The sequence below is a fragment of the Streptomyces smyrnaeus genome (assembly GCF_017676345.1).
Taxonomy (GTDB): Bacteria; Actinomycetota; Actinomycetes; order Streptomycetales; family Streptomycetaceae; genus Streptomyces; species Streptomyces smyrnaeus.
This window is the reverse complement of the sequence record NZ_JAFFZM010000002.1, coordinates 57,261-69,782: the sequence shown is the minus strand read 5'-3', so window position 1 is coordinate 69,782 and position 12,522 is coordinate 57,261. Positions and strand designations below refer to the sequence as shown.

The following is a 12,522-nucleotide window of genomic DNA, read 5'->3' as shown; positions in this document are numbered from 1 at the left end:
GGCTAGGCGGTGGGGGTCTCCGGGCCGCCGTACTCGGGGCTGGAGTAGTCGGGGCTGGAGAAGCGCGGGGGACGGGAGTGCGCCTCTTCCGTCGTCTCGGAGGCGGGACGGCTGGAGAACCCGGGGTGCGAGTAGCCCAGCCGACTGCCCGGCGTCGGTGAGACATAGGCCGTCGGGGCCCGCTCCGGGCCGCTCGGATCGGCCAGCGCCTCCTGGAGGAACGGCACGATGCCGCGCTCCAGCAGCGCCTCCCGCCAGGCGGCGCGGGCCAGCGCCACCTCTTCCGCCAGGCGGCTGCCGCCCGGATCGCCGCGGCGCCCACCCGGGCCCGGGGCCCGGATGGAACTGGCGCCGTTGCGCAGCGCCGCGAACAGCAGACCGGCCATGGCCACCAGGATTCCGGCGGCCGCGAACGCGGCGAACACCCAGCCCGCGCTGCGGATCGGGCCCGCGACGGCGGGTTCGGGGGAGAGCAGTCGCAGCGCGTACCCCAGCAGCAGGAAGATGACGGCGGCCGTGGCCGCCAGCACAGGGGCGAGCACCGAGACGACCGCGACCAGCCCGGCGCCGGACGCCTCGGCGAGGGTCTCGCCGCCCATCGCGCCGACCAGCTTCTCGCTGACGCTGCTGCCGCCCTGGCCAGGTCCGCGCACCTCGGCGGCGCCGTTCCCGTTCCCGGAGCCGCCGTGCGCGCCGGTGCCCGAGACGGAAGGGGCGTTCTCCGGGCGGCGCAGCTCCTCGCGCAGCCGTACGAAGTGCTGGTACTCGGCCTCGGCGCAGGCAGCTATCGCGGTCGCGGCGCTGAGCGCCATCGTGCGCAACTGCTCGGCGTTCAGCCGTTGCCCGACGGCCGCCAGGTCGGGGCGGCGATGGGCGGTTCGCAGTGCCTCGTCGAGGACCCGCTCGAACTCGGGCCGGTCCTCGCGCAGCAGGTGCGGAGCGCTGTTCATGTGCATCCCCCGATGCTCCGTAGGGCCCAGGCGGCCGGTCGAGGGCGGGGCAGGTCAGCAGGCGGACAACTCGCCTCGGCAAGCCGATGGTAGAGCCGTTCGGGCGCTGCCTGACAGAGAGTTTCCAGAATTGACCCGCTACAGCTATGCCCCCCAGCCGATCATTTCTGGGAAAACACCTGCCCGGATATCCGCGCGCGAATCAGAAGCGGTGTGGAACCGTGCTCCGCGCGCCCCCGTCCGCGCCTCACCCGCACGGTGCCCACGCCCCGTCTTCACACCACCCGCCGCCCCGCTCGCCGTCGCGTCCGCGTCCTGTGGCGCGGGGTCACTGCACCAACGGGAGCTGAGCGATGAGGAGCTTTCCGGCCATCGTCACACCGCCGTCCATGGCGACGGCCAGCCCGTCGGCGTACACGTGCGGGCCGGTGACATCGGGTGCGCTCTCGCCGTCCTCGCTGTCGACCTCGCCCAGCAGATACGGGATCGGGCTGTGCCCGTGCACGATCCGCTTGCCGCCGAAGGTCTCCAGCAGCTCCCGTACGGCAGCCGGGCCCGCGGTCTCCTCGCGGAAGGCGAAGCGCTTGGTGAACTTGCGGAACAGCTCCCAGGTCTCCTCCGCGTCGTTGCGCTGGAGGGCCTCGGTGATCGCGTCGTTGACGTCCTCGATCGTGTCGCCGTAGTCCAGGTAGCACGTCGCGTCGGAGTGCACCAGCAGATGGTTGTCGGCCAGCGCGATGGCGTCCAGCCGCGACATCCACTGCACATGGTGGTCGGCCAGCCGCTCCATGTCGCTGCGCTGGCCGCCGTTGAGCAGCCAGGCGGCCTGGAACGAGGCCGTGCCGGCGCCGGAGTTGACCGGAGTCTCCCCGAACCGTTTCGCGCCGAGCAGCAGCAGCTCGTGGTTGCCCATCAGCGCCTTGCAGTACCCGCCGGCCGCCGCGGCCTCGGCGGAGAGCTGCATGACGAGCTCGATGACGCCGACCCCGTCCGGGCCCCGGTCGGTGAAGTCACCCAGGAACCACAGCCGCGCGTTGCCCGCGATCCAGTGGCCGTCCGCGTCGATGATCCCGAACTGGCGGAGCGCCGTACGCAGTTCGTCGAGGTAGCCGTGTACGTCCCCGACGACGTAGAGCGGGCCCTCCCCGTCGTTGACCGTCCCGGCCGGTACCGGTACGTCCACCATCGTCGGCTCCGGCCCCTCGCTGCTTCCCGCGGCGGCCACGGCCCCGAGCACGGGCAGGTCGCGGGCGGTCGGCGTGTACTCCTCGGGCGGGCCGTCCTGGCCGGCCCCGACCGCCGCCGAGCCCGCCTCCCCGGGCTCGCCCGTCCCGTCCCCACCCGGCACGGGGCCGTTCGGTACGGAGGCGTCCGGTGTCCGCCCGGTCGCGGTGCGGGGGTCGGTGTGCGCGGGGGCCGGTGCGCCCGGTACCGCCGACGGCTCGGCCGACGAGCGGACCGCACGCGGGTCGGGCCGCCCGCCCGGGTATCCACGCGTGCCGTCGCCGGTCAGCGGGGCGGCGGACGGGGCCGGTCGGGTGAGCGCCGCTTTCGGTCCTTCCTCCACGGCCGGCTGCGGTGGGACGCGGCTGCCGAGCGGCACCGGAACGTCCTGCGCCGTGCCGGACAACGCCGGGGCGGTACCCGCGCCGTGCGTCGTCGTCCCGCCGTGCCATACGTCGGGTCCCTGACCGGCCCCCTGAGTCATCGACCCCTCCACCATCGCGCCGCCGCCGTGCACCGCAGGCCTCCCCCTTCCGTGGGGCCCCAGTCGCTGGTCTTTCGGCCGGGGTGCCGCCCCAGATCGGGAGCCGGTCCCGGTGTCGTCCTCCCCCGGCCTTCGGCCGGGGGTGCCCCCAATCATAGGAACGCAGGTCGCGGCTTGTGACGCACCTGGGGGCGCGCATTTGGCGAGGGGGCCCGACCCGGTGGGAATTCCTCCTGAATTCTCCGCTGACGTACCTTACGGAATCCGCACTCGGGCAACGGCCCGGCCACGCCACTCACTCGGTCGTGGGGGCGCGGGGCGCGCTCACCGTCGTCCGGGCGCCGTCGCGTTGGGAGGATGTGCGGACGATCAGCTCGGTGGGCATCACCCGGTGGACGGGGCGTGCCGGGGCCAGCCCCTCGATGACGTCGATCAGCAGTTGGACGACGGCGTTGCCGATCCGGCCGGGCTTCAGCGACAGCGTGGTGATGGGCGGGGCCGTGGTGGCGTAGGCGGGGGATTCGCTGCAGCACACCAGCAGCAGGTCCTCCGGCACCCGCAGTCCGTAGCGGCGCGCAGCGGCCAGCAGATCGGTGCCGTTGGGGTCGAAGAGCCCGTACACCGCGTCGGGGCGGTCCGGTCTGGCGAGCAGCCGGTCGGCGGCGACGGCGCCCGCGCACGGGTCGTGTGCGGGGTAGCGCTCGTAGACCGGTTCCTGGCCGACCCGCTCGCACCAGTCCAGATAGGCGCTGGTCGACAGCCGGGTGTAGGTGTCGGTGGTGGTGCCGGTCAGCAGCCCGATACGGCGGGCTCCGGACGCGGCGAGATGGTCGAGGATGCCGTGGACGGCCGCCTCGTGGTCGTTGTCGACCCAGGCGGCCACCGGGAGGGAGTCGCTGGGGCGGCCGTCGGAGACGACGGGCAGTCCGGAGCGGAGCAACTCGCTGACGATGGGGTCCTGGGCCGAGGGGTCGACCACCACGGTGCCGTCGAGCGCGACGTTCGACCACACGTCCGGGCCGCCCGCTCCGGCCGGCCCGCGCCGGGCCGGTGCGGGCAGGATGACCAGCGCATAGCCGCGGGCCAGCGCGGCCGAGGTGGCGGCTGCCGCCATCTCGGCGAAGTAGGCGAACTCCGTGAAGGTGAACGGTTCTTCGCCGTATGTCGTCACGGTCAGGCCGATCAGGCCCGATTTTCCCGTGCGCAGCGTTCGCGCGGCGGCCGACGGGCGGTAGCCCAGCCGCTCTGCGACCTCGCGGACGTGGCTGCGCGTCGCGTCCGGGAGGCGGCCCTTTCCATTGAGGGCGTCGGAGACAGTCGTGATGGAGACACCGGCTGCGGCGGCGACATCCCTGATGCCCGCCCGCCCGTTCAGCCGGGCCCCGCCGCGCGGCGAGGGGCACCTACCGGCCACGGACGGGGGTACGGAGGCCGATGTCCGACCCGCCTGCTGCTTCTCTGCTGCTGTCATGGCGAGCCGATCGTAGGCCCGCAGGATGCTGACGGCGGGGACTGTTCGAGAGCCGGGTGGAGGCACGATTCTGCAGGAGCCACTCGCGCCGACGACCATGAAAACCCCAGCTCGCGAGGGGGTGTCCACCGTTTGCCGGGCTGTGGGGGGTGGGCTGCTGCGGTGCGGGGGCGAGGTGGCGGACAGGTCGCAACTCACCTTCACGAGCGACGCGCGCCACCGCGCCCGCCACCAGCGCGCGGAGCGGCCCGGCGCACGCAGGCGCGTGCGTGGGAGCGCGTGGCGGGAGCGCACGTATGCGTGCCCCGGGGCTCGGAACGGGGTTCCGAGCGGGTTCCGGAGCGGGTCCCGAGCGGGGGCCGGAGTCCCCCGGCTCGCCGGTCGTCGGGAGGCCGCACTCCGTTCGGCGCGGCTCCGTCCCGGTCGGGCTCTACGCCGTGCGGGTGAATCCTCATAAGGTGAAGAGCATTGGCGGCGTGCGGTACGCGGCTGCGCGAGGTCCAGGGTGACGACGGAGGAGGAGCAGCGGTGAGTGACAAGAGCGAGCGGAGTGCGGGTGGCCCGCGGCTGCGCGAGGTGCTGGAGGACATTCCCAGCTACAAGCCGGGGCGCCCGGCCGCTGCCGGCGGTCCCGTCTCCTACAAGCTGTCGTCGAACGAGAACCCCTACCCGCCGCTGCCCGGGGTGCTGGAGTCGGTGACGTCTGCCGCGGCGTCCTTCAACCGCTACCCGGACCTGGCCTGCACGGAACTGTACGCACAGCTGGCCGAGCATTTCGGGGTGCCCGCCGCGCATCTGGCGACCGGCACCGGCTCGGTCGGCGTGGCCCAGCAGCTGCTCCAGGCGACCGCCGGGCCCGGTGACGAGGTGATCTACGCCTGGCGCTCCTTCGAGGCCTACCCGATCATCACCCAGATCTCCGGCGCGGCCTCGGTGCGGGTGCCGCTGACCGGGGGCGCGGAGTCGGAGGCGCACGATCTGGACGCGATGGCGGACGCGATCACCGATCGCACCCGTCTCGTCTTCGTCTGCAATCCCAACAACCCCACGGGTGCCGCCCTCCCCGGCGCGGAGCTGGAGCGCTTCTTGGACCGGGTGCCCGACGAGGTGCTGGTGGTGCTGGACGAGGCGTACCGCGAGTTCGTCCGGGACGAGCGGATGGTCGACGGGCTGGAGCTGTACCGCGACCGGCCGAACGTGTGTGTGCTGCGGACCTTCTCCAAGGCGTACGGTCTGGCCGGGCTGCGGGTCGGCTTCGCGGTCGCCCACGAGCCGGTGGCCGCGGCGCTGCGGAAGACCGCCGTCCCGTTCGGTGTGAGCCAGCTCGCACAGGAGGCCGCCATCGCCTCGCTGCGCAGCGAGGACGCACTGCAGGAGCGGGTCGAGGCGCTTGTGAAAGAGCGCACACGCGTGCTCGCCGAGCTGCGGGGCCAGGGCTGGACGGTGCCCGAATCGCAGGCCAACTTCGTCTGGCTGCGGCTGGGTGAGCGCACCTCGGCCTTCGCGGAGCGCGCGGAGGAGGCCGGCGTCACGGTCCGCCCCTTCGCGGGCGAGGGCGTGCGGGTGACCATCGGGGAGACCGCGGCCAACGACATCTTTTTGCAGGTCGCAGCGGCTTTCCGCAAGGAGGCCTGACCCCCTTCGGCCGTGGGCGCCCGGTCCGCCGCGTGGGCGGGCGGGGCGCCCACCGGTCGCGGGGACCCCCTGACATGTCCGAAATCGTCGCGTCGTACGCTAGGCCTTGTGAATGTGAACGCATTCACGAGAGCTCGCCCGAACGGGGGCGCTGCCTGAAGGAGAGAGCGACGTGAACCTTGCGTTGGCGCCGGAGACACTGGCGCGCTGGCAGTTCGGCATCACGACCGTCTACCACTTCCTCTTCGTCCCGCTGACGATCTCGCTGGCCACCCTCACCGCGGTGCTCCAGACGGCGTGGGTGCGGACGAACAAGGAGAAGTACCTCAAGGCGACCCGCTTCTGGGGCAAGCTCTTCCTGATCAACATCGCCATGGGTGTGGTCACCGGCATCGTGCAGGAGTTCCAGTTCGGGATGAACTGGTCGGCCTACTCCCGCTTCGTCGGGGACATATTCGGCGCGCCGCTCGCCTTCGAGGCGCTGATCGCGTTCTTCATGGAGTCGACGTTCATCGGGCTGTGGATCTTCGGCCGGGACAAGCTGCCGAAGAAGCTGCATCTGGCGACGATCTGGCTGGTCGCCTTCGGCACCATCGCCTCGGCGTACTTCATCCTGGCCGCGAACTCCTGGATGCAGCACCCGGTCGGCTACCGCATCAACGAGGAGACCGGCCGTGCCGAGATGACCGATTTCTTCGGGATCCTGTTCCAGAACACCGCGCTGGCGCAGTTCTTCCACACCATGACGGCGGCCTTCCTCACCGGCGCCGCGTTCATGGTCGGCATATCCGCGTACCACCTGCTCCGCAAGAAGCACATACCCGTGATGCGCAGCTCCCTGCGGCTCGGGCTGATCACCCTGGTGGCCGCCGGACTGCTCACCGTCGTCAGCGGCGACCGGCTCGGCAAGATCATGTACGAGCAGCAGCCGATGAAGATGGCCTCGGCCGAGGCGCTGTGGGAGACCCAGGCGCCGGCCCCGTTCTCCGTCTTCTCCTACGGCGACGTCGACAAGGGCCACAACAAGGTCGCCATCGAGATCCCCGGCGTGCTCTCCTTCCTCGCGCACGACAACTTCCACGAGGCCGTCCCCGGCATCAACGACACCAACGCGCAGCTGCGGGAGAAGTACAAGGCCGGCACCGGCCTGGACGACTACCGGCCCAACATCCCCGTCGCCTACTGGTCGTTCCGCTGGATGATCGGCTTCGGAATGGCCTCCTTCACGCTCGGTGCCGTCGGCCTCTACCTCACCCGCCGCCGGTTCTGGCTGGCCGAGCGGCTGCGGACCGGCGAGGACGAGATGCCGCGGCTCGCCCTGACCAGGAACCGCGAGCTCAACCCGCGGCTGGGCACCTGGTACTGGCGGCTGTCCGTCCTCACCCTCGGCTTCCCGCTGATCGCCAACGCCTGGGGCTGGATCTTCACCGAGACGGGCCGTCAGCCCTGGGTGGTCTACGGCGTACTGCCCACCTCGGCCGCCGTCTCCCCCAGCGTCTCCCAGGTCGAGGTCCTCACCTCCCTGATCGTCTTCACCTCGCTGTACGCGCTGCTCGCCGTGATCGAGGTCCGGCTGCTGGTCAAGTACGTCAAGGCCGGGTCGCCCGAACTGACCGAGGCCGACCTCAATCCGCCCACCCGGATCGGCGGCGGCTCCGCGGGCGCCGATGCCGACGCCGACGCCGAAGACCGGCCGATGGCCTTCTCGTACTGAGCTCTCACCACAGACAGGGGCGCTGAGCAATGCAACTGACCGACGTCTGGTTCGTCGTCATAGCCGTCCTGTGGATCGGCTACTTCTTCCTGGAGGGCTTCGACTTCGGGGTCGGCATCCTCACCAAGCTGCTCGCCCGGGACCGGGCCGAGCGGCGGGTACTGATCAACACCATCGGACCGGTCTGGGACGGCAACGAGGTGTGGCTGCTCAGCGCGGGCGGCGCCACCTTCGCCGCGTTCCCCGAGTGGTACGCCACCCTCTTCTCCGGCTTCTACCTGCCGCTGCTGGTCATCCTCGTCTGCCTGATCGTGCGCGGTGTCGCCTTCGAGTACCGTGCCAAGCGCCCGGAGGAGCGCTGGCAGCGCAACTGGGAGCACGCGATCTTCTGGACGTCGCTGATCACCGCGTTCCTGTGGGGTGTGGCCTTCGCCAACATCGTCCGGGGCGTCAAGATCGACGCGGAGATGGAGTACGTCGGCGGCCTGACCGACCTGTTCAACCCGTACGCGCTGCTGGGCGGCCTGGTCACCCTGACCCTCTTCACCTTCCACGGCGCCGTCTTCACCGCGCTCAAGACCCTCGGCGACATCCGGACCCGCGCCCGCCGGCTGGCCACCGGAGTGGGCGCCGCCGCCGCCGTGCTCGCCGTCGTCTTCCTGCTGTGGACGCAGGCCGACCGGGGAGACACGGCCTCGCTGGTGGCGACGGTGGTCGCGGCCGTGGCGCTGCTCGCCGCGCTCGGCACCAACCTCGCGGGCCGCGAGGGCTGGTCGTTCACCTTCTCCGGGCTGGCCATCGTGGCCGCCGTGGCGATGCTCTTCCTCTCCCTCTTCCCCGACGTCATGCCCTCGACGCTGAACGAGGAGTGGAGCCTCACCGTCACCAACGCGGCCTCCACCCCCTACACGCTGAAGATCATGACCTGGTGCGCGGCCATCGCCACCCCCGTCGTCCTGCTCTACCAGGGCTGGACCTACTGGGTGTTCCGTAAGCGCATCGGCACCCACCACCTCGCCCCCTCCGGCGGGCACTGAGCCGTGCGTCGAGCGGAGGTGAACCGTCCATGAAGCCCGTCGACCCGCGGTTGCTGCGGTACGCCCGCGCCACGCGCGTCTTCCTCGTCGCGGCCGTAGCCCTCGGACTCGCCGGGGCCGGACTCGTCGTCGCCCAGGCCGTGCTGCTCGCCGATGTGATCGTCGGCGCCTACCGGCACGGCGAGTTCGAGCGTGGCGCCCTCCTGCTGCTGGCGGCCGTCTCGCTCGCGCGGGGCCTGGTCTCCTGGCTGACCGAGCTGGCCGCGCACCGGTCCGGGGCCGCCGTCAAGTCGCAGCTGCGCCTGAGGCTGCTGGAGCGGGCCACCACGCTCGGCCCCGGCTTCCTGACCACTCAGCGCACCGGCGAGCTGACCACCCTCGCCACCCGGGGCATCGACGCGCTCGACGACTACTTCGCCCGCTATCTGCCCCAACTGGGCCTCGCCGTCGTGGTGCCCGTCGCGGTACTGGCCCGTATCGTGACCGCCGACTGGATCTCGGCCGCCATCATCGTCGTCACCCTGCCGCTGATCCCGGTGTTCATGGCGCTCATCGGCTGGGCCACCCAGTCGCGCATGGACCGGCAGTGGAAGCTGCTCGCCCGGCTGTCCGGCCACTTCCTCGACGTCGTCGCCGGGCTGCCGACGTTGAAGGTCTTCGGCCGCGCCAAGGCCCAGGCCGACAACATCCGCACCATCACCGCCGACTACCGCCGCGCCACCCTGCGCACGCTGCGCCTGGCGTTCCTCTCGTCGTTCGCGCTGGAACTGCTGGCGACCATCTCCGTCGCCATCGTCGCCGTCAGCATCGGCACCCGGCTCGTCCACGGCGACCTCGACCTGCACACCGGGCTCATGGTGCTCATCCTCGCCCCCGAGGCCTATCTGCCGCTGCGCCAGGTGGGCACCCACTACCACGCCGCCGCCGAAGGGCTCGCCGCCGCGGAGTCCGTCTTCGACGTCCTGGAGCGCCCGGCGCCCACCCGCGGCCATGACCGGGTGGACATCCGGGAGGCCCCACTGACGCTGGAGGGGGTCGCCGTACGGCACGAGGGCCGCACCGGGTGGTCGCTCCCGCCGACGGACCTGGTGATCCGGCCTGGTGAGACGGTCGCCCTGACCGGTCCCTCCGGCGGCGGCAAGTCCACGCTGCTGTCGGTGCTGCTGGGCTTCACCCCGGCGACCCGGGGGCGGGTGCTGGTCGGCGGGGTGCCGCTGTCCTCGCTCGACCCCGCGGCCTGGCACCGACAGATCGCCTGGGTGCCGCAGCACCCCTATCTCTTCGCGGGAACCGTCGCCGACAACGTGCGCCTCGCGCGTCCCGACGCCGACCGGGGCGCCGTCGCCCGCGCCCTCGCCGACGCCGGGGCGCCGGATCTCGACCCGGAGCTGGAGCTGGGGGAGTCCGGTGCCGGGCTGTCCGCGGGGCAGCGCCGCCGCGTCGCGCTGGCGCGGGCCTTCCTCGCCGACCGGCCCCTCGTCCTGCTGGACGAGCCCACGGCGGCCCTGGACGGCGGCACGGAGGCGGCAGTGCTGACCGCCGTCCGCCGTCTGACCAGGACCAAGACGGTGGTGTTGGTGACCCACCGCCCGGCGCTGCTGGCGGCGGCCGACCGGGTGCTCACCCTGTCTCCACCGGTCTCGGCCGCGGAGCCGCCCGACGCCGGGAGCGGCAGCGGGCGAACCCCCGGCCGGAGCCCGGGGGAGTACCGGGGCAGCGCGCAGCCGCCGGCCGGCCCGCAGCACGACACCGCCGTGAGCGCCGCCACGACCCGGAGCCCCGGGGCGGGGGCGGGCGCCACCATCGCGCGGAGCCCGCTCGCCCGGGTGCGGGCCGACGGCCGGGGGGCGGGCCTGGGCCGCAGGTTCGGCCTGGCCCTCGCCCTGGGGGCGCTCGCGCTGGCCAGTGCGGTCGGCCTCATGGCCACCTCGGGGTGGCTGATATCGCGGGCCGCCCAACAGCCCCCGATCCTCTATCTCATGGTGGCGGTCACCGCGACCCGGGCCTTCGGTATCGGTCGCGCCGTCTTCCGCTACGCGGAGCGCCTCGTCTCGCACGATGCCGCCCTCCGCGTCCTGGCGGCCCTCCGCGTCACCGTCTACCGACGTCTGGAGCGCCTGGCCCCGGCGGGACTCAAGCACAAGGCGCGCGGTGACCTCCTCACCCGTCTCGTCGCCGATGTGGACGCGCTCCAGGACTACTTCCTGCGCTGGCTGCTCCCGGCGACAGTCGCCGCAACGGTCGGCGTGGTGACTGTGGCCTTCACCGCATGGCTCCTGCCCGCCGCCGGCGCGGCCCTCGCCGTGGGGCTGGCGGTGGCGGGCGTCGCCGTCCCGGCCCTCACGGCGGTGCTCTCGCGCCGCACCGAGCGCCGACTCGCCCCTGCCCGCGCCGACCTGGCGGTCCGTACGGTGGACCTGCTCACCGGGACCGCGTCCGGTGAACTCCCGGTCTCCGGCGCGCTCGCCGCCCGCCGCGCCGAGGTGACGGCGGCCGACGCCGCGCTGACCCGGATCGCGGCCCGCTCCGCCTCCCGTACGGCGCTGGCGTCCGGGCTGAGCACCCTCGCCGCCGGTCTGACGGTGACGGTGGCGGCCTGGGCGGGTGCGCGCGCCACCACGGGTGGTGCGCTGGACGGCCTGCTGCTGGCCACGGTCGTCCTCACGCCGCTCGCCGTGTTCGAGGTCGTCACGCCGCTGCCGCAGGCGGTGCAGTTCCGGCAGCGGGTACGGCGCTCGGCGGAGCGGGTGCACGAGGTGCTGGACGCGCCCGCACCCGTCCAGGAGCCGGCGGCCCCCCGGCCGCTGCCGGCCGACCCCTTCCCCCTCCGCGTCCGCGGACTGACCGTCCGCTATCCGGACGCTCCGGTCGAGGCGCCGCCCGCCCTCCTCGGCTTCGACCTGGACCTGATGCCGGGCCACCGGGTGGCCGTGGTCGGCGCTTCGGGCTCCGGCAAGACGACCCTCGCCAACGCGCTGCTGCGCTTCGTGGACCCGCGGCACGGCTCCTACACCTTCGGCGCGGCCCCGGCCGTCTCCGCGTTCGACATCCCCACCGACACCGTCCGACAGCAGATCGGCCTCTGCGCCCAGGACGCCCACCTGTTCGACAGCTCGCTCCGGGAGAACCTCCGGCTGGCCCTCCCCCGGCCCCGGGCCGAGCAGCTCCCCACGACGGCGACGGAGTCCCGGATGCACGCGGCCCTCGCCGCCGCCCGGCTCGACGACTGGGTGGCCACCCTGCCGGACGGCCTGGACACCCTCGTCGGTGAGCACGGCGCCAAGCTCTCCGGGGGCCAGCGGCAGCGCCTGGCGCTGGCCCGCGCGCTCCTCGCGGACTTCCCCGTCCTCGTCCTGGACGAGCCCGCCGAGCACCTCGATCTGCCCACCGCCGACGCGCTGACCGCCGATCTGCTGGCGGCGACGGAGGGCCGCACCACCGTGCTGATCACCCACCGGCTCCAGGGTCTGGCAGCGGTGGACGAGATCGTCGTGCTCGACCACGGACGCCCGGTCGAACGCGGCAGTTACCACGAACTCGCCCATGCCGACGGCCCGTTCGCGGCCATGCTGGCCCGCGAGCGCGCGGCGGCGCACGCCGTTGCGGTGCCCTGACCGACCGGCCCGCCTACCGCGCCCGCTCGGTCGCGCTGCGCTCGACGCAGAACTCGTTGCCCTCCGGATCGGCGAGTGTCACCCACCCCAGGCCCTCCGGGGTGCGGTGGTCGGCGACGAGGGTGGCGCCCAGCGCCAGAATGCGCTCGACCTCCTCGTCCCGGGTGCGGTCCTGCGGCTGGAGGTCGAGGTGCACCCGGTTCTTGACGGTCTTGGCGTCGGTGACGTTGACGAACAGCAACGCCGAACCGGGCGCCTCCACCAGCGCTTCGGGATCGCCGGGCCGGTCGTCCTCGGAGAGGGACCCGTCCAGCACCGTGGCCCAGAAGCTGCCGAGCCGGTAGGCGTCGTGGCAGTCGAACGTGAGGTGGCGCACCACAGAAGACATACGAC

The 12,522-nt window shown here is 72.7% G+C and carries 8 protein-coding genes; 4 read left to right on the top strand and 4 right to left on the bottom strand.

Annotated features, from left to right (window positions below):
• Window positions 1-2 precede the first annotated feature (2 nt).
• The 3 genes from JW613_RS03765 to JW613_RS03755 form a co-directional block, all read right to left on the bottom strand.
• A complete protein-coding gene (locus JW613_RS03765) occupies window positions 3-956 on the bottom strand; it encodes a hypothetical protein (RefSeq protein ID WP_209209295.1) in 954 nt (317 codons plus the stop codon).
• A 322-nt stretch (window positions 957-1,278) separates the two neighbouring features.
• Complete coding sequence (locus JW613_RS03760; RefSeq protein ID WP_245224998.1) at window positions 1,279-2,658, bottom strand: metallophosphoesterase family protein; 1,380 nt, start codon at window positions 2,656-2,658, stop codon at window positions 1,279-1,281.
• Window positions 2,659-2,953: 295 nt separating this feature from the next.
• On the bottom strand, window positions 2,954-4,129 hold the full coding sequence (locus JW613_RS03755; protein WP_209209294.1) for a LacI family DNA-binding transcriptional regulator: 1,176 nt from the start codon (window positions 4,127-4,129) through the stop codon (window positions 2,954-2,956).
• Between the two features lie 528 nt (window positions 4,130-4,657).
• Between JW613_RS03755 and hisC the strand changes: the two genes are divergently transcribed.
• The 4 genes from hisC to cydD all read left to right on the top strand — a co-directional run bounded on the left by hisC (window position 4,658) and on the right by cydD (window position 12,129).
• Window positions 4,658-5,764 carry a histidinol-phosphate transaminase gene (gene hisC / locus JW613_RS03750; protein ID WP_209209293.1) on the top strand — a complete coding sequence of 369 codons (1,107 nt, stop codon included), beginning with the start codon at window positions 4,658-4,660 and terminating at the stop codon, window positions 5,762-5,764.
• A gap of 172 nt (window positions 5,765-5,936) precedes the next feature.
• Window positions 5,937-7,478, top strand: a complete 1,542-nt coding sequence (locus tag JW613_RS03745; RefSeq protein ID WP_209209292.1) for a cytochrome ubiquinol oxidase subunit I — start codon at window positions 5,937-5,939, stop codon at window positions 7,476-7,478.
• A 29-nt stretch (window positions 7,479-7,507) separates the two neighbouring features.
• Complete coding sequence (gene cydB / locus JW613_RS03740) at window positions 7,508-8,515, top strand: cytochrome d ubiquinol oxidase subunit II (protein WP_209209291.1); 1,008 nt, start codon at window positions 7,508-7,510, stop codon at window positions 8,513-8,515.
• 29 nt (window positions 8,516-8,544) lie between these two features.
• Window positions 8,545-12,129 (top strand): thiol reductant ABC exporter subunit CydD, encoded by a 3,585-nt coding sequence (gene cydD / locus JW613_RS03735; protein ID WP_209209290.1) that lies wholly within the window; start codon window positions 8,545-8,547, stop codon window positions 12,127-12,129.
• A 13-nt stretch (window positions 12,130-12,142) separates the two neighbouring features.
• Here cydD and JW613_RS03730 read toward each other — a convergent pair whose 3' ends face one another.
• On the bottom strand, window positions 12,143-12,517 hold the full coding sequence (locus tag JW613_RS03730) for a VOC family protein (RefSeq protein WP_209209289.1): 375 nt from the start codon (window positions 12,515-12,517) through the stop codon (window positions 12,143-12,145).
• Window positions 12,518-12,522 lie beyond the last annotated feature (5 nt).

Excerpts from the sequence above, each read along its gene's own strand:
- JW613_RS03765 (WP_209209295.1), bottom strand. The coding sequence starts at position 956 with ATGCACATGAACAGCGCTCCGCACCTGCTGCGCGAGGACCGGCCCGAG.
- JW613_RS03760 (WP_245224998.1), bottom strand. The coding sequence starts at position 2,658 with ATGACTCAGGGGGCCGGTCAGGGACCCGACGTATGGCACGGCGGGACG.
- JW613_RS03755 (WP_209209294.1), bottom strand. The coding sequence starts at position 4,129 with ATGACAGCAGCAGAGAAGCAGCAGGCGGGTCGGACATCGGCCTCCGTA.
- cydB (WP_209209291.1), top strand. The coding sequence starts at position 7,508 with ATGCAACTGACCGACGTCTGGTTCGTCGTCATAGCCGTCCTGTGGATC.
- cydD (WP_209209290.1), top strand. The coding sequence starts at position 8,545 with ATGAAGCCCGTCGACCCGCGGTTGCTGCGGTACGCCCGCGCCACGCGC.
- JW613_RS03730 (WP_209209289.1), bottom strand. The coding sequence starts at position 12,517 with ATGTCTTCTGTGGTGCGCCACCTCACGTTCGACTGCCACGACGCCTAC.